The sequence below is a fragment of the Nitratidesulfovibrio sp. genome, assembly GCF_040373385.1.
In the GTDB taxonomy this organism is placed as follows: domain Bacteria; phylum Desulfobacterota; class Desulfovibrionia; order Desulfovibrionales; family Desulfovibrionaceae; genus Cupidesulfovibrio.
In genome coordinates this window covers 99,424-115,941 of record NZ_JBDXXH010000004.1, presented here as the reverse complement: position 1 = coordinate 115,941, position 16,518 = coordinate 99,424, and the positions used below count along the sequence as shown (strand labels likewise).

At 66.5% G+C, this 16,518-nt stretch carries 14 protein-coding genes; 6 read left to right on the top strand and 8 right to left on the bottom strand.

Features of this window, described 5'->3' with window-relative positions; all coding sequences use genetic code 11:
* Positions 1–86 precede the first annotated feature (86 nt).
* The 7 genes from ABWO17_RS08880 to ABWO17_RS08850 form a co-directional block, all read right to left on the bottom strand.
* Complete coding sequence (locus ABWO17_RS08880) at positions 87–461, bottom strand: hypothetical protein (RefSeq protein ID WP_353117687.1); 375 nt, start codon at positions 459–461, stop codon at positions 87–89.
* A gap of 3 nt (positions 462–464) precedes the next feature.
* A complete protein-coding gene (locus ABWO17_RS08875) occupies positions 465–1,115 on the bottom strand; it encodes a biotin/lipoyl attachment domain-containing protein (protein ID WP_353117685.1) in 651 nt (216 codons plus the stop codon).
* A 32-nt stretch (positions 1,116–1,147) separates the two neighbouring features.
* Positions 1,148–3,412, bottom strand: a complete 2,265-nt coding sequence (locus tag ABWO17_RS08870; protein ID WP_353117684.1) for an acetyl-CoA carboxylase carboxyl transferase subunit alpha/beta — start codon at positions 3,410–3,412, stop codon at positions 1,148–1,150.
* 204 nt (positions 3,413–3,616) lie between these two features.
* The gene (locus tag ABWO17_RS08865; protein ID WP_353117682.1) at positions 3,617–5,035 is read right to left on the bottom strand and encodes a biotin carboxylase N-terminal domain-containing protein; all 1,419 of its coding nucleotides are present in this window, start codon (positions 5,033–5,035) and stop codon (positions 3,617–3,619) included.
* Between the two features lie 108 nt (positions 5,036–5,143).
* Positions 5,144–5,677: a PilZ domain-containing protein gene (locus tag ABWO17_RS08860; protein WP_353117680.1), complete on the bottom strand. Its 534-nt coding sequence runs from the start codon at positions 5,675–5,677 to the stop codon at positions 5,144–5,146.
* Between the two features lie 97 nt (positions 5,678–5,774).
* Entirely contained in the window at positions 5,775–6,509 is a 735-nt protein-coding gene (locus tag ABWO17_RS08855; protein WP_353117678.1) for an OmpA/MotB family protein, read from the bottom strand.
* The gene (locus tag ABWO17_RS08850) at positions 6,499–7,254 is read right to left on the bottom strand and encodes a motility protein A (RefSeq protein ID WP_353117676.1); all 756 of its coding nucleotides are present in this window, start codon (positions 7,252–7,254) and stop codon (positions 6,499–6,501) included. Before ABWO17_RS08850 ends, ABWO17_RS08855 begins: the two co-directional genes overlap by 11 nt.
* A 137-nt stretch (positions 7,255–7,391) precedes the next feature.
* Here ABWO17_RS08850 and ABWO17_RS08845 point away from each other — a divergent pair, with 137 nt between their 5' ends.
* The 3 genes from ABWO17_RS08845 (at position 7,392) to ABWO17_RS08835 (ending at position 11,564) form a co-directional block, all read left to right on the top strand.
* Positions 7,392–8,237: a purine-nucleoside phosphorylase gene (locus ABWO17_RS08845; protein ID WP_353117674.1), complete on the top strand. Its 846-nt coding sequence runs from the start codon at positions 7,392–7,394 to the stop codon at positions 8,235–8,237.
* Positions 8,238–8,998: 761 nt separating this feature from the next.
* Positions 8,999–10,837 carry a translational GTPase TypA gene (gene typA, locus ABWO17_RS08840; protein ID WP_353117672.1) on the top strand — a complete coding sequence of 613 codons (1,839 nt, stop codon included), beginning with the start codon at positions 8,999–9,001 and terminating at the stop codon, positions 10,835–10,837.
* Positions 10,838–11,198: 361 nt separating this feature from the next.
* On the top strand, positions 11,199–11,564 hold the full coding sequence (locus ABWO17_RS08835; protein WP_353117670.1) for a hypothetical protein: 366 nt from the start codon (positions 11,199–11,201) through the stop codon (positions 11,562–11,564).
* 283 nt (positions 11,565–11,847) lie between these two features.
* Here the strand turns inward: ABWO17_RS08835 and ABWO17_RS08830 are convergent, their stop codons facing one another.
* The gene (locus ABWO17_RS08830; RefSeq protein ID WP_353117668.1) at positions 11,848–12,840 is read right to left on the bottom strand and encodes a YheT family hydrolase; all 993 of its coding nucleotides are present in this window, start codon (positions 12,838–12,840) and stop codon (positions 11,848–11,850) included.
* 370 nt (positions 12,841–13,210) lie between these two features.
* Here ABWO17_RS08830 and ABWO17_RS08825 point away from each other — a divergent pair, with 370 nt between their 5' ends.
* From ABWO17_RS08825 to ABWO17_RS08815, 3 genes are all read left to right on the top strand, one after another.
* Positions 13,211–14,476: a BaiN/RdsA family NAD(P)/FAD-dependent oxidoreductase gene (locus ABWO17_RS08825; protein WP_353117666.1), complete on the top strand. Its 1,266-nt coding sequence runs from the start codon at positions 13,211–13,213 to the stop codon at positions 14,474–14,476.
* 234 nt (positions 14,477–14,710) lie between these two features.
* Positions 14,711–16,069, top strand: a complete 1,359-nt coding sequence (locus ABWO17_RS08820) for a hemolysin family protein (protein WP_353117664.1) — start codon at positions 14,711–14,713, stop codon at positions 16,067–16,069.
* 174 nt (positions 16,070–16,243) lie between these two features.
* A complete protein-coding gene (locus tag ABWO17_RS08815) occupies positions 16,244–16,510 on the top strand; it encodes a DksA/TraR family C4-type zinc finger protein (RefSeq protein ID WP_353117662.1) in 267 nt (88 codons plus the stop codon).
* The last annotated feature ends 8 nt before the right edge of the window (positions 16,511–16,518 follow it).

Below are 16,518 nucleotides of genomic sequence, written 5' to 3'. Positions count from 1 at the left end.
AAGGGGAGGACACTTTTCAAAGTGTCCTCCCCTTCCCCCCGTTATCTTTCCTGCCTTTCCCTCTTAAAAAGGAATCGGCTTTATCTCTACTTCGCCTTCACCAGCGCCTTTTCGGCCTGGTCCAGGGCTTCTTCCAGTTCGTCGGTGATGCGGTTGGCGGTGCGGGCGTCCCATTCGGCAAGGGCGGCGTCCAGCTTGTCGCGCAGGGCCACGATGGCGGGCACGCGGTCGGCCAGGGCGTCGCGCACGGGGGCATCCCACCCGGCAAAGCGCAGCCCGTCGTCAAGGGCCTGCACCAGTTCCAGCACGCCGCGCCGGTCTGCGGGGCCCAGCACCTGTCCGGCCACGGGCCGGATGAAAGGTTCGGGCCAGACAAGGGCCACAAGCAGCGGCCAGGCCTTTTCCACATCCTCGTCGCGGTAGGTAGAAGCCCACACGCGCACCTGCAACACCTTGCCCATGGCTTACTCCCGCTCTTCCCACTCGGTCTGCACGCGAGCCACCACGTCCTCGATGAGCGAGAGCTGGTCCGGCGGGCACACGCCGATGAGGGGCTGGCCCGCATCCACGTTTTCGTTGTGCTGGAAGTACACGGCGTAGATGACGCCGCTGGGGCCGGAATAGGCCAGCGAGGCCTCGCGCTTCATGCGCGACATGATGAACAGGTCCATGCCCTCGTGCAGCGAGACGGAACTGGCGCCGGAAGCCTTGACCTTCTTGTCCACGTCGGGCGCGAAGTAGTACTTGGCGCGCTCCGGCGCGACAAAGAGGTGCAGGGCCTTCTTGAGGATGATGGCCAGCACCTCGTCCTTGGACAGGAAGTGGCGCAACCGCACGAGGGGGGTGCCCGCCTCGACGAAGGTGCCTTCCAGGTGGCGCAGCACTTCCTTGACCTCGCCCTTTTCCACGGCGTGGATGGGCTTTGGGTTGCGCTCGCGCTCTATGGTGGCGAGCAGCGTGCCCTTCTTTTCCTTCCACGTGCCGGAAGGCCCGATGACCCGGGTGCCTTCGCGCACGTCGGCGAACGTGACCACGCCGGTATGCGGCGCGGCGACGACGATCTCCTCGTATGGAGACGCCTTTATTTCATCCAGCAATTGCGTGATGTCGAACACGGATGTCACCTATCCTGCGTTGGGGCCTTCCCCTACCGGTAGTAGAGGTTGCGGCCGCCCATGGTCAGAAGGGCCTGCTTCAGGTTCATGCGCGCGTCGCGGCGGTCCCAGATGCCCTGGATGTGCCCGCGCGACAGGGCGCGGTAGGCCCTGTGGTAGTCCGGCGGAATGTCCACGCCCGTGGTCTCCTTGATGACGCCCGGCCCGGCGAAGCCGATGTTGGCCGAACGGATGGAGAACTGGTAGGGCGAGCAGCCCAGGAAGCTGGCCAGCGGCCCGGCGTACGAGTTGGTGTCGTACAGCACAAGGTACAGGCCCCCGGCCTCTATGTAACGGCGCACGGCCATGGTGCAGCGGGGCATCTGGATGACGCCGTTGGTGCCTTCCTGAATGCGGATGCCGGCGGTGCCGTGCACGTAGGCCAGGAAGGGATAGCGCTTCTTCTTGGCGCGCTCGGCGGCCTGGACGAACTTTTCGCCCTCTGCCGCACCCACGGAGCCGCCCCGGAACGGGGCCACCAGCATGGCAACCACCAGCTTCACGTTGTCGATGCGCGCCTCGAAGGTGACGCAGCCGCTCTTCAGGCCGGTCTGCTTCTTGGCCTGCTCCAGCTTGACGTCGAACCCTTCGAACCCGAGGGGGTTGCCCGCCTCGATTTCCGTGTTGAACTCGAAGATGGAGCCTTCATCGAACACGTTGTGCAGGTACCACTGGTATTCCATGGGAAAGTGGTGCCCGCAGTAGGTGCACACCCCGGCGAATTCGCCGAACAGGTCGGGGGCCCACAGGTCGAGGCAGCCGTGGCTGCCCGCGTTGGGGCAGGTGATGGCGCGGTCTTCCTTGGCGCGGGGGCTGACATAGCTCCAGTTGCCGTTGCGCTGCCCCTCTTCGTCCCAGTCGGACAGGGTGGTCAGTTCGCGTTCGGTCTGCTCGCTGCTCTGGCACGCGCCGCCGGGCAGCGCGCAGGTGATCTTGCGCCACGGGGCGGCCACCTTTTCCACGAGCACCTGTGCTTCGGCCTCCACCTCTTCCATGAGGTAGGCGATCTTCTGCTGGTGCTTACGCAGCAGGTCGTACTTGAAGTACGAGTAGATGTCCCACCAGGCGTCCCAGCCCATGTTGGACAGCTTGCGCAGCACGGGGCGCCGGTCGCGCGCGGCATTGCGGGCAAGGCGGTTGAACTTGCGATGGCGGCGGGCCACCAGCCGGTCCTTGGCGGACGACGACAGGCTCCAGCGCACGTACATGTTGTCGAGGTCCATGGTTTCGGCCTTGCCGCGACGGCGGCGCAGCACCATGGCCCGGAACGGGGCAAAGCCCTTCACGTTCAGGATCACCTCGTCCGTGGCGCGGATGATTTCCTGCCGCAGGCCCCGGAAGAAGTCGTAGTGGTACGGGCGCGCGCCCAGCGGCGGTTCCGTCACCACGTGGTCGATATAGCCCATGCGCAGGTTGTCTTCCGCCGTGATGCGCAGTTGCTGGGCGCATTTTTCGATCAGTTCGGGCGTGGCGCGCTGCCCATGGCGCAGGCGGCCTTCGATGGCCGCCGCCCCTTCGGGCGAAATGACCGAATAATACCCGTGCGAGAGCATCAGGCGGCGGTCGGAAAGCCCGATGGCCTCGGCCCCGCCAGAGCCGCCTTCCGAGAACACGGCAATGACCGGCACGCGCAGCCCCGCCATTTCGTACAGGTTGCGGGCAATCTGCTGGGCCGCGCCGGGGTAGTCCTCGACAGGGTACGAGCCGGGCGTGAAGACGTAGGTGTGGATGGGGATGCCTTCGGTTTCGGCAACCTTCATGTACTGAAGGGCCTTGGCGTTGCCCCACGGCTTCACCGAACCGCCGTTGCGGAATTCCTCTCCGTGGCCCTTTTCCTGCCCGATGACCAGAACCGGCTGGTTGATGGTCTTCTTGCCGTTGCGCCGGGTAATGTAGGCGCGGGCGATGAGCATGGACGGGTCAATGGAGTGTTCGTCCTTGCCGCCGATTTCGGTGTAGTTGTCGTAGACGTTTTCCAGGATGTCGCGCAGGCAGATGCGCTGCGGGTGCCGCACGATGCGCACCTTGTCCATGGGCGTCAGTTCGGCTTCCAGCTTGCGCTCCACGAAGTCGAACAGGTCTTCAAGGGTTGTCAGCGCGGCGTTTTCGTCGCTGATGGAGCCCTCGGACAGGCGCAGGTTGAATTCCTGCAACTTGGACTCGAGGAGCGCGATGTTCTCGTTGTGCTTTCCGCCGAACACGTCGCGGATGTAGCCCAGACGTTCGGCGAGGTGCTGCGTTCTCTTTTCGGTATCCATATGTCGCTTCCCCGCAGTTCCGGCGGGTTCGGGTAGCATGCTTGGCGGCGGGTATTCGCGCGCCGGTGCCGTGGCGGACGAAGGCTGCCGCGTGTCCGCCGGTAGGGGATGGCGGACGGCGATGGCCGGGGGCTGCTTCCGAGGCAGGACTTTCGCTCGTCGGCCACGATGCCAACGGACGAAAGGACCATCCGGAAACTGCCCCTAGAACTTGAGGATGCGCCCGGTGTTGTCCCGCAGGAACCGGACGTTGGAACGCAGCGGCTCGCCCGCGTTGTTGGCGCCTTCCAGCACCAGCGTGTCGAGGAATTCGACGCCGCGTTCCCTTGCTTCCGCAAGGTCCTTGCCCCAGATGATGGCCAGCGCCAGGTTGGGGTCGAACTCGGTGGGAATGTCGTAGGGGTCGTCGCTGGGCACGTGGGTGTGCATGGCCAGCCAGGGGCGTTCGGGCCAGCCGAAGCCGTCCACGCGGCCCACCCACGGGGTGAAGCGGTTGTCCGGGTCTTCGGCGATGAGGCGGTATTCGATGCCCACGCCGTCGAAGGTGATGTCCTCCTGCCCGTAGCCCAGCGGCTCGCCAAGGCCGATGCGGATCTGCTCGGCGATCAGGTCCACGCCCTTCTGCCCGCGCACGCGGGCGATGGTGGCCGACACGCCGTTTTCCACCTGGATGCGGGTGTTCACTTCCATCAGGAAGGGGCGACCGTCGCGGGTGACGATCCATTCCCAGGTACCCACGTTGTCGTAGCCCACCTTGCGGGCCATGGCCAGCGAGTGCTGGGTGATGTCGCGCAGCACCTGGGCGGCGTCGAAACCGTATTCGATGGACGAAGGATCGAAACCGGGGGCGATCTCGATGCGCTTCTGAAGGCCGGTGGACTGGATGGAGCAGTTGCGGGTGCCGAAATGCACGGGGTTGCGCCCGCTGCGGTCGGACACCACCTGCACTTCCAGGTGGTTGAAGTCGCGGATGCGCTGCTCGATGAGCACGCCCTCGTCCTTGAACTGGCGCAGGGCGTAGTTGCGGATGCGCCGGTACACGGAGCGGAAGAGGTCGATGTCGTACACCTCTTCGATGCCCATGCCGCCGCCGCCCGCCGATGCCTTGACCAGCACCAGCGGCTTGCGGATGCCCTGCTGTTCCTGGAATTCGAACAGGCTCTGGGCCACCTTTTCCGCTTCCATCTCGTCGTAGATGGGCCGGTCGGAACCGGGCACGGTGGGCACGCCCAGGCTGCGCGCGAGGCGCTTGGTATTGATCTTGTCGCCCAGTTCGCGGATTACCCGCCACGAAGGGCCGATGAAGATGAGCTTGCGATCGCGCTGGGAAACGCGACGGGCAAAGCGGTAGTCTTCGGCGAAAAAGCCGTAGCCCGGATGCACGGCGGTGGCGCCCGCATCGTCGGCAACGGCCATGAGCTCGTTGGCATCATGATAGGAGGAGACGCGGCAGAGGCTCTTGTCGCCACCCAGTTCTCGGGCAATGCGCACATGGCCCGACGCGGCGTCCTCCGCCGTGTACACGCACGTGAAAGCCAGGCCCAGCTTGCGGCAGGCCTGAACGATGCGAATGGCGATTTCCCCTCTGTTCGCCACCAGCACCTTATGGTCTTTCGTCTGCACCAATGTCCCTCGATATGGTTGTTACATTTTCATAGGCCGCACGACGCCACCGCGACGCCGGACCATCGTCGGCCACCACACGGGCACCCTCATGCCCGCGCGTGGCCGTCAGACGTCCAGTTCCGTCCCGGCGACGCTGTCCACCGTGAACGTGGTGGAACCGCCCGCGCCTGCGGGCGCGTCGGAAGACGCATCGGAAGCAGCCCCGCCGTCGCGGTGCTGCCCTGCGGCCTGCGCATCACGTTTTTCGGATTCCGCCTTGCGCTGGGCGATCATCCGCTTCTGAACCTCAAGCACCAGCTTGTCCAGGCGCGCTTCCTGCCAGAAGTCCGGCGAGGCGAATTCGCACCCGACGAGGCCCCCCTCACCCAGCCGCACCACCTTGGCGGGCAGCGCGGTGATGTAGGGCCTGCCCTGGATCAGCAGGTCGACCCGAAGGTCCTCCCCTTCCGCAAAGGCGTGGCCGGGGGCCTGCATGGCAATGCCCACCGCGCTCACGTTTTCCACGGGGAATGTGCCGTCCTTCCCCGCCACGCTGGCTGCAAGACCGGGCACCGACGTGCGGTAGGCCCGGCGTTCGCCCTCGACATCCGAGGGCAGCGTGAAATCGAAATCGTCGAATTCGTCGTGTGTCGTCGTCATCGCCATCCCCGACACCCCCCGGTTGTGTGCAGGCCCCCCCGCGTCATTTGGAGACTCGGTGTCACTTGGTGACTCGGTGTCACTTGGTGACTCGGCGTCACTTGGTCACCCGGCGTTCCAGCATGAATTCCACACGCCGGTTGCGCGCCCGGTTTTCTTCCGTGGTGTTCGGGAAGAGGGGGTCTAACTCACCAAGCCCGGTGGCTGTCAACCGCTTGGAGTCGATGCCCGCTTTCAGGAAATAGCGTAATACGCTCACCGCGCGCAACGAAGAAAGTTCCCAATTATCCCGGAATCTTGACGTTGAGCCTGGTTGCGAGTCGTCCGTAAACCCCCGGATATTAATGGACTGATCCTTCTTGCGCACGAACAGGTCGGCCAGGGGCTTCAGGTACCGCTCGGCCTGGGGGCTCAAATCCGTCTCGCCGGGGGCAAACATGACTTCCGCGGGAATACGCAGGGTTATGACGCCTTCGTCGAATACGGACCCGATGACGCCCTCTACCCCCGTCTTGTTGAAGTAGGTGCGCATTTCCGAATAGGTGTTGCGCTGGGCTTCGATGATCTGGCGTTGCAGCCGCACCGATTCCAGCAGGGCGCTCGATTCGTCGCTGCGCACGGCGGATGTGGACAGTTCCTTGTCCTTGCCGCCAAACACCGTGCGCACGGCGTCGAACGTTTCGGTCACCTTGGTCTTGTCGATGGTGGACAGGGCAAAGAGCAAAATGAAGAAGCACAGCAACAGCATGGAAACGTCGGCAAGGGTGGCCAGCCATTCCTGAGGCGGCTCGTCGGCTTCGGATTCCATGTCCAGATCGTCGTCATCTGCCATCCTTGCGCTCCTTGGGAGGCAGGAACGAGGAAAGCTTCTCGTACACCAGCCTGGGGTTGTTGTTTTCGAGGATGCATTTCGCCCCCTCGAAGATGACCAGCAGGTGCAATTCCTCCTGCATGCTGCGCGCCTTCAGCTTGCCTGCGATGGGCAGGAACAGCAGGTTGGACAGAAGCGCCCCGTAGAAGGTGGTGATGATGGCCACGGCCATGGCCGGACCAATGGAAGAGGGATCGTTGAGGGTGGCCAGCATCTGCACGAGGCCGATGAGCGTGCCGATCATGCCGTAGGCCGGGGAATACCCCGCCAACCGGTTGAACACGCCGATGGACACGTTGTGCCGCCGCTTCATGGAGGCGATTTCGATGGCCACGGTACCCCGGATCAGGCCGGGGTCGGCATTGTCGGCGATGAGCTGGCAGGCCTTCTTGATCAGGGCGTTTTCGGTCTGCACGTTCTCGAGGGCGATGAGCCCTTCGCGGCGGCTGATCTCGGCGATGCGGACCATGGTGTTCACCACGTCCTGGGCCTGCACCCGCTTGGAACCGAAGGCCTTGCAGCCGCCCCGCACCGCCTGCATCACCTCTTCAAGGGGAAAGGTAACCAGAATGGACGCCGCAGTACCCCCGAACACGATCATCACGCTGGGGATGTCAAAGAATTTCCCCGGCTCTGGCCCCATGAGAATGGCGCTGATGACTAGGCCGAAGCCCGTGAGCACGCCGAAAAAAGTTGCTATATCCATAGGTTCGGCCTAATATCCTGCCTGTTCGCGGTGCTGCGCCCCCAAGTTCCCCCTTATGGGCGCGGGCAGTGCGGACCGGACCAACCGGTCTGGTGGCCCCCCACCGTTCACGCACAATCAATAATGTCGGTGATCTTATGCAAAACCCGGAAAATGTCCAGAATGCGGCATCCGTTATCACTTCCGGCCTGTCCGGGATGTCCGAACAGGCCGGACACGCCCCCCGGCCCCGCGTGGGCGTGGTCTGCGGCACCGGTCTTGGCGGCCTGGCCGACGCACTGATCAATCCCCGCCCCCTGCCCTACTCGCAGGTGCCGGGCTTTCCGCAGTCCACCGTAGCCTCGCACGAGGGGCGGTTTCTGTTCGGGCGCATCGGCACGGTGGACGTGGTGCTGCAACAGGGGCGCTGCCACCTGTACGAAGGCTACGCGCCCGAAGACGTGTGCATGGGCGTGCGGGTCATGGCCACGCTGGGCGTGGAGGTGCTGGTCATCACCAACGCGGCTGGCGCGCTGAACCCGCGCTGGGACGCGGGCGACCTGATGCTGATCACCGACCACATCAACTTCACCGGGCGCACTCCCCTGACCGGCCCCAACCACGACGCCTGGGGACCGCGCTTTCCCGACATGAGCGCCCCCTACGACGTGGCGCTGGGCCGCATCGCCCTGCAAGAGGCGGCGCACCTTGGCGTGCGGCTGGAGCGCGGCGTGTACGTGGGCGTGCCCGGCCCGCAGATGGAAACCCCGGCGGAAACCCGCATGTACCGCCAACTGGGCGCCGACGCCGTGGGCATGTCCACGGTGCTGGAAGTAATCGCGGCGCGGCACATGGACCTGCGGGTGCTGGGCATTTCGTGCCTGACCAACAAGAACCTGCCCGACTGCATGAAGGAAGCCCCGCTGGAGGAAGTGATCCGCGTGGCGGGCGAGGCTGGCGACAGGCTGACCCGGCTGGTGGCGGCGGTGGTGGAGAGGGTGTAGGGGGGGAGGAAAATGCGTTCCGCTTCTGCTAACCCAGAGGCCTCACATAGTATCATGAGGGTTGCCAACCAGTAGTTTGGGCCGCCTCCGGCGTGGGCAGGGGGCTCTTGAGCGAGAGCCCCCTGCACCCCCGCGCTCCGGTGGGCTCCGCCCCCCTGGTCCCCCCACGTTTTCATGCGCCGCATTCCTACGCCGCGCAGCTTCCCTGCGGCGCTGGCGCGCCTCGGGCGATCTGCCCGGCGGAATGCGCATGCGCGCATGGCTCTCGTCGCCCCGGCAAATGTCCGGGGCGTGCTTTTACCGCCGGTCAGTTTGCGGTGCACCCGCTGCGCCGGAGCTTCCGCCGTCACAAGCCCTCCGGCGGCGATCTCCGGCGGCGGGCGCAGTCCGCACGGGTTGTTCTGCAACAACGAAACAACCCCTGCCGCACGGTTCGTTGCCGCCACAAGCAAGCCTACACATCCCCCATACCCGGCCCAGCACAACTATCTGACCCATCAGCGACATTTCCTTTATCATTCCGACCCGCCGACACACGCTTGCCACTCGGCCCGCGTAGGTGTATGGATGCCGTCCGCGACACGCCGCAACCGGCATCGCACGGCCCCTCGCCGGGCCGCCTCACGGTTGTCGCGTTGTTGCCCCGCCCCGCCTCCCCGCCGCATGCGGGAACGCGTCTTCCCCCACAAGCCACCAGCCGCGCCGGGCCAGAGGCCCTGCCCCGCCCGTGGCCGAAGCCCATCCCGCCAGGAGAATTTCCCTTGAGCACCGCAGTGCACAACGACAGGTTGCGCAACGTCGCCATCATCGCCCACGTTGACCACGGCAAGACCACCCTCGTGGACGCCATGTTCCGTCAGAGCGGCGTTTTCCGCGCCGACCAGCAGATGGACGACCGCGTCATGGACCGCATGGACCTGGAACGCGAGCGCGGCATCACCATCGCCGCCAAGAACTGCGCCGTGTCGTGGCAGGGCGTAAAAATCAACATCATCGACACTCCCGGCCACGCCGACTTCGGCGGCGAGGTGGAGCGCGCCCTGTCCATGGCCAGCGGCGCCATCCTGCTGGTGGACGCCTCGGAAGGGCCGCTGCCCCAGACCCGCTTCGTGCTGCGCAAGACGCTGGAAGCAGGCCTGAAGGTGATCGTCGTGGTCAACAAGATCGACCGCAAGGACGCCCGCCCGCAGGAAGTGCTGAACGAAATCTACGACCTGTTCATCGACCTTGACGCCAACGAACAGCAACTGGAATTTCCCGTGCTGTACGCCATCGGCCGCGAGGGCGTGGCCATGCACGGCCTTGAGGACGAACAGGTGGACCTTGGCCCGCTGTTCGAAACCATCGTCAAGGAAATGCCCGGACCGATGTACGATCCGGCGGAACCCTTCCAGATGCTGGTGGCCGACCTTGCCTACTCCGATTACCTGGGCCGCATGGCCGTGGGCCGCGTGTTCCACGGCTCGGTCAAGGCCAAGGACAGCCTTGTCTGCATTGACGAGGCCGGCAAGGAAAACCCCCTGCGCGTCACCCGCCTGCAAGTCTACGAAGGGCTGCAACTGCGCGATGCCGACGAGGCCGACCCCGGCGACATCGTGGTGGTGGCGGGCATCGAGGACGTGAAGATCGGCGACACCATCTGCACCCGAGAAGCCCCCCGCGCCCTGCCCCGCATCCGCGTGGACGAACCCACCGTGGCCATGCGCTTCACCATCAATACCTCTCCGCTGGCCGGGCGCGAAGGCAAGCTGGTGCAGTCGAGCAAGATCCGCGAACGCCTGATGCGCGAAGTCCTGTCCAACGTGGCCATCCGCGTCGAGGACTCGGAAGAGCGCGACAGCTTCATCGTGAAGGGCCGTGGCGAATTCCAGATGGCCATTCTCATCGAAACCATGCGCCGCGAAGGCTTCGAACTGTGCGTGGGCCGACCGGAAGTCATCATGCGCGAGCAGAACGGCGAACGGCTGGAACCCATCGAGCACCTGTACGTGGACTGCGACGAAACGTTCATGGGCGTGGTCACCGAAAAGCTGTCCATCCGCAAGGGCCGCATGACCAACTGCGCCAACAACGGCACAGGCCGCGTGCGGCTGGAGTTTTCCGTGCCCTCGCGCGGGCTCATCGGCTACCGCGACGAATTCCTTACCGACACCAAGGGCACCGGCATCATGAACTCGTACCTGGAAGGGTACGAGCCGTATCGCGGCGACTTCCCCACCCGGTTCACCGGTTCGCTGGTGTCTGACCGTTCGGGCAATGCCGTGGCGTACGCCCTGTTCAACCTGGAGCCGCGCGGCGAAATGTTCTGCGTGCCCGGCGACCCGGTGTACGAAGGGCTGATCTGCGGTGAACACAACCGCGAAAACGACATCGACGTGAACCCCACCAAGGAAAAGAAGCTCACCAACATGCGCGCCTCGGGCAAGGACGAGAACGTCATCCTTACCCCCGTGCGGCCCATGACCCTGGAGCGCGCCCTGCACTTCGTGCGCGAGGACGAAATGGTGGAAGTCACCCCCCTGTCCATCCGCCTGCGCAAGTCGGTGCTCACCGCCCAGAAGCGCTACCAGATGGAAGCCGCCAAGAAGAAGTCCAAGTAGCGAAGAACGGCGGCAAGACGAACGCTGGCAGCCGAAAGGCACGCCGCATCGAAAACGCACGGCGGCCGGAATCCGAAAGGGTTCCGGCCGCCTTTGCGTTGGTGACACGGCAGCGCGCGCGGACGGCCATGCCGGAGGGCAGGACGGGCGGCGAGGCGAAGGCGCACCGGTCCCTGGCGGTGCGCCGACGGGTCGGACCATCGGATGGCGGACACCGGCCAGACCGTCAGCCTTTCGGCCACGCAGGCATGCGCGGCGCGTCCGATTTCCGGCGCATCGCGGGGAAGCCGTGCAATTATGCCATGTTACAAGAACGGCACACTTTCTGCTTTCACGACGGCAAGCCCAAGGAGGCACACTCGTGAAACAGAACATCATGCGCCAGGCCGCCGAAAACCTGACCACCGAAGACCGCGACATGCTCCGCCGCCTTGGCGAGGCCACCCGTACCGACGGCACCAAGCCCGCGCTGGACATGGACCTGCGCGCTGACCTGTGCGCCGAGATGGCCGAAATGGCCGAATCCGTGCGCAGCCTGCTGACCCTGCTGAACCGGCACGGCTTTCTGGACACCCTGCCCAACCGGGCCCACCCCGCCTACCAGTCGGTGATGCGGCGCATCGGAGCTTCCGCCCTGCGCGGCCAGAGCCTGCTGGCCCGCTCCGAGGCGCTGGACAAGGACACCCTGCTGGCGGTCATGCCCGAGCACAACAAGCGGCTCAATTAGCGGATCGACTGGCGGTTCGCGGGCGAACTGGCGGGCTGTCCTGCGTCGGCGTCCCCCCATCGACTTTTCCGCTTCCGCCCGGAACGCAACGACGACGGAGCGATGCGCAGGCATCGTCCCGTCGTCGCGTCGTTTTCGGGGAAAGGCGGACCAAAGGGCGAAGATGTTCGGCGGCACCCGGCCTGCCCCGGCCTGCCCCGGCCTGCCCCAGTCGCCACGGTTCGCCATGGTACGCCATGGTTCGGAACAAGGTGCGGCCTGGCCGTACCCCAGCCTGACCGGATCAGTGCCCGGTCTGCTCCGCGCCCAGCCCCGCCAGAAAGTCCGCCGCCCGCGCTTCGGACCAGTAACGGTTGCCGCCATTCAGGGTCACGAAGCCCACGTGGCCGCCGTCGCGCGGCATTTCCAGGTGCAGCGCCGGGTTGCGCGCCGCCTCCGCCTCGGGGAAGCAGCCCTGCGACAGGAAGGGGTCGTCGCAGGCGTTGACCAGCAGGGTGGGCACCCGGATGGCGTGCAGCACCGGCAGGCAGCCGCTGCGCGTCCAGTAGTCCATGGCCGAGGCAAAGCCATGCAGCGGCGCGGTGAACCGCTCGTCGAACTCGGCAAAGGTGCGCATGGCGTCCAGCCCGGTCAGGTCGAACTGGCCGGGGAACAGGGCCGCCTTTTCGCGCATCTTCACCCGCAGCGACCGCAGGAAATATTCCATATAGATGCGGTTGGCAGGCCGGTCCAGCACCGCCGCCGCCCCCACCAGATCGCACGGCACGGAAAAGACCGCCGCGCCCACCACCTCCGGGGGCACCCGGTCCGGGTTCTCGCCCAGGTACTTCAGGGTCTGGTTGCCCCCCATGCTGAAGCCCACCAGCGCGATGCGCCGGTAGCCCCGGGCCAGGCAGAATTGCACGGTGGCGTGCAGGTCTTCCGTCTCACCGCTGTGGTACATGTGCGGCTGGCGGTTGGTTTCGCCGCCGCAGCCCCGGAAGTTGCGGGCCACCACGTCCCAGCCGGTGGCGGCAAGGGCGCTGGCCATGCCCTGCACGTAGCGGCGGCGCGAATTGCCTTCCAGCCCGTGGGACACGACGACCACCCCCCGGAACGGGGCAAAGGGATCGGCGGGGGTCAGGTCGAGGTCGATGAAATCGTCGGGCAGGTTCAGTCGTTCGCGGCGCTGCTCCACCTCCGGGCGGGGGCGGAACAGCACGGGAAAGATGGTCTGCGCGTGCCCGTTGCGCAAAAAGAACGGCGCGCGATAGCTGGAGGCGAAGGAGACGGGCATGGGCGGCGGTCCTTGAGGGCTTGCGATGGGGAGTATTATCGGGGGAATGGCCCGGAAATGCTGGCTGGCTCTCGCAGTGGCCGAACACGCGAGAACGCGGAGCGCGACCATACGGTACCGGCCCCCCGGCTGTCGATGGGCGGTTGCGCACCCGGCGGGCCTGCCAGATCTGGCAGGTCTGGCAGGTCTGCCAAATCTGGCGGACCTGACGGACCTGGCGGGACTGTGAGGGATATGCCCCACTCCCCGCCCCGCCACCGCGCAGGGTGACAAGCGGCGCGGCCTCGGGTAGGAGTGCCGCCACGGGCGCATTCCGCGCCATTCTCCAACCTTTTGGCAGCGCCGGGCGCATCCCGGCACACCACACCACGTGACCCGCACCGATACCGATGTGCTGATTCTGGGGGCCGGAGCCTCCGGCCTGTTCTGCGCCATGACCGCCGCCGCGCGGGGCCGCCGCGTGACGCTGGTGGACCACGCCCGCGCCACCGGCCGCAAGGTGCGCATTGCCGGAGGCGGCAAGTGCAACTTCACCAATCTGGAGATGCACGCCCGCCACTACGTGGGCGGCAACCCCCACTTCCCAAAGTCCGCCCTGGCCCGGTTCACCCCGTGGGACATGGTCAGCCTGCTCTCCGAGCACGCCATCGCCTGGGAAGAGCGTGAGCACGGGCAGCTGTTCTGCCTGCGCTCCGCCGACGACGTGGCCGACCTGCTGGAGGCACGCTGCCGCGCGGCGGACTGCCGCTTTCTGCTGGGGCAGCGGGTGGAAGGGGTGGAGCACGACGGCGAGGCCTTCGTGGTCACCGTGGCCCCCGCGCAGGCTGCCGGTGGTGATGCCGATGGCGGTGCGTACGCCAGCGCGAACAGCGGGACGCACGCGGGCACGGAGGGTGCATCCCCCAAGACCATCCGGCTGCGCGCCGCAGCGCTGGTGGTGGCCACGGGCAGCGCGGCCTGGCCGCAGATCGGGGCCACCGACATCGGCCACCGCATCGCCCGGCAATTCGGGCACGCCGTGGCACCGTCGCGCCCGGTGCTGGTGCCGCTGGTCATGGACCCGCAATGGCCCCTGCACGGCCTTGCGGGCATAGCCCTGCCCGCCCGCGTGACCACGGGGGGGACATCGTTCACGCTGCCCCTGCTGTTCACCCACCGGGGCATCAGCGGCCCGGCGGCCTTGCAGGCATCCTGCTACTGGCAGCCCGGCGAGCCGGTGGAGATAGACTTCCTGCCCGGCGCAAACCTGGACGACCTGCTGCGCGCCCCGGAACACGGCAAGCTGCTGGTGCGCACCCTGCTGGGCCGCCTGTTTCCCGACCGGCTGGCGGAACGGCTGGTTCCGCCCGATCTGGCGGGGCGCAAGATCGCCGAACTGTCCAGGTCCGCCCGTGCCGCCCTGCACGGGGCCGTGCACGCTCACGCCGCCGTGCCCACGGGCACGGAGGGCATGCGCAAGGCGGAAGCCGCCACGGGCGGCGTGCGCGTTGACCAGATTTCCTCGCGCAGCATGGAAAGCGCGCTGCGCCCCGGCCTGTTCCTTACCGGAGAGGTGCTGGACGTCACCGGGCAGCTTGGCGGGTACAACCTGCACTGGGCATGGGCCAGCGGCAAGGCCGCGGGCGAGGTCGCATAAGATTCACCGCCGCCCCTCCGCACGGCCACCTTGCGTGGCGTTTCCACGAATTTTCCCCTGTGCCCTTGCCTGTGGGCCATGCGCGCCCTAACATCACGGAATGACACGAACGCGGCCCGGCCATGAAGACCGGACTAATGCCGCGCATTCCGTTCACCGGCCCATACGGCGGCCAAGATCCGCGCGCCCACAGTCCGGGGCAACACCCCGTACCCCGCGCCCGCAGTACCCCCCATGGACGACACAGGCACATCCGGCTCCATCTACTTCGAGGCAGGCGTCATCCTCCTGCTCATCCTGATCAACGGGTTCTTTTCGCTGGCGGAAATGTCGCTGGTGGCCTCGCGCAAGGTGCGCCTGCGCAAGGACGCCGAACGCGGCGTGAAGGGCGCGGCCACGGCCCTGCGCCTGCTGCGCGAGCCGGACCGGCTGTTTTCCACCGTACAGATCGGCATCACCCTGGTGGGCATTCTGACCGGTGCCTACGGCGGGGCCGCGCTGGCCGAGCATCTTTCCGCCGCGCTGGCCCGCGTGGACGTGCTGCGCCCCTACAGCGGCCCGCTGGGCTTCGGTCTGGTGATCCTTGGCATCACCTATTTCACCCTGATCCTTGGCGAACTGGTGCCCAAGCGCATGGCCTTCGGCAACCCGGAGGCCTGCGCCCGCCGCACCGCGCCGTTCATGGCGCTGCTGTTGCGTCTGGCCCTGCCGCTGGTGCGTCTGCTCAGCGCCTCGTCGCGCGCGGCATCGCGCCTGCTGCGCCTGCCGGAGGGCGGCGACAGGGCCGTGACGGAAGAGGAAATCCGGGGACTCATAGGCGAGGGGGCGGCATCGGGCGTGGTGGAACACGCCGAGCGCGACATGCTGGAACGCATCTTCCGGCTGGGTGACCGGCGGGCGGGCTCGCTGATGACCCACCGTTCGCAGGTGGAATGGCTGGACCTGGACATGCCCGACGAGGAAAACATGCTGCGCATCGCGCAGTCGTCCCATTCCTGCTTTCCCGTGGCGCGGGGCGACATCGCCGCCGCCACCGGGGTGCTGAAGGCGCGCGACTTCCTGGCCGCGCGGCTGGCCACCCCGGACATTCCCGTGGACGACTTCATCCGGCAGCCCCTGTACATCCCCGAGACGGCCCGCGCCCTGACCCTGCTGGACATGTTCCGCCACTCCGAAGGGCTGCCCTTCGCCCTGGTGGTGGACGAATACGGCGAGGTGCAGGGGGTGGTCACCCCCAACGACGTGCTGGAAGCCGTGGTGGGCGAGTTGCCCGACGAAAGCGGCGACCCCGACCCGGCGGCCGTGCGGCGCGAGGACGGCAGCTGGCTGCTGGACGGACTGATGCCCTTCGACGAAATGTGCTCGCTGGCGGGGCTGGGCGCAGCGGAGGAACCCGATGACCGGCCCGGCTCGTACGAGACCCTGGCCGGATTCATGCTGCACCGGCTGGGGCGCATGCCCGCCATGGGCGATGCCCTGCGCTGGCGCGGTCACCGCTTCGAGATCGTGGACATGGATGGCCGACGCATCGACCGGGTGCTGGTAACCCCGGACCCCGACCGCGCGGATGACGTGGGCGACGACGCACCGTAAAAAGCGGTCTGCCCACCCGTGCGCAGTCCATGCCGTCTCTTGCGGGTCCGTGCGATCCGTGTGCGCATCCGCGCGGCTCGTTCGCCTGTCCAGCGCCCCCAGCCCTTGCCAGCGCGGGCGCATGCCTTACAGATTATCCATGCGCGGGCAAACCGCCGCGCGCGGGGAGATACCATGGCCACTGGATGGGCGGGCGACAACGCCGTCAACGACCAGATACGAGATTCCATCGCCGACGAAGTGCAGCGGGCGCGCGACAGCCTGCCCAAAGGGCCTGGGCTGAACTTCTGCGAGGAATGCGGAGACCCCATACCGGAAGCCCGGCGCAAGGCCCTGCCCGGTGTGCGTCTGTGCGTGCAGTGCCAGCAGGAGGCCGACCGGGACCGCCAAGCGGTTTCGCTGTACAACCGCAAGGGCAGCAAGGACAGCCAGTTGCGCTGACAGGACAC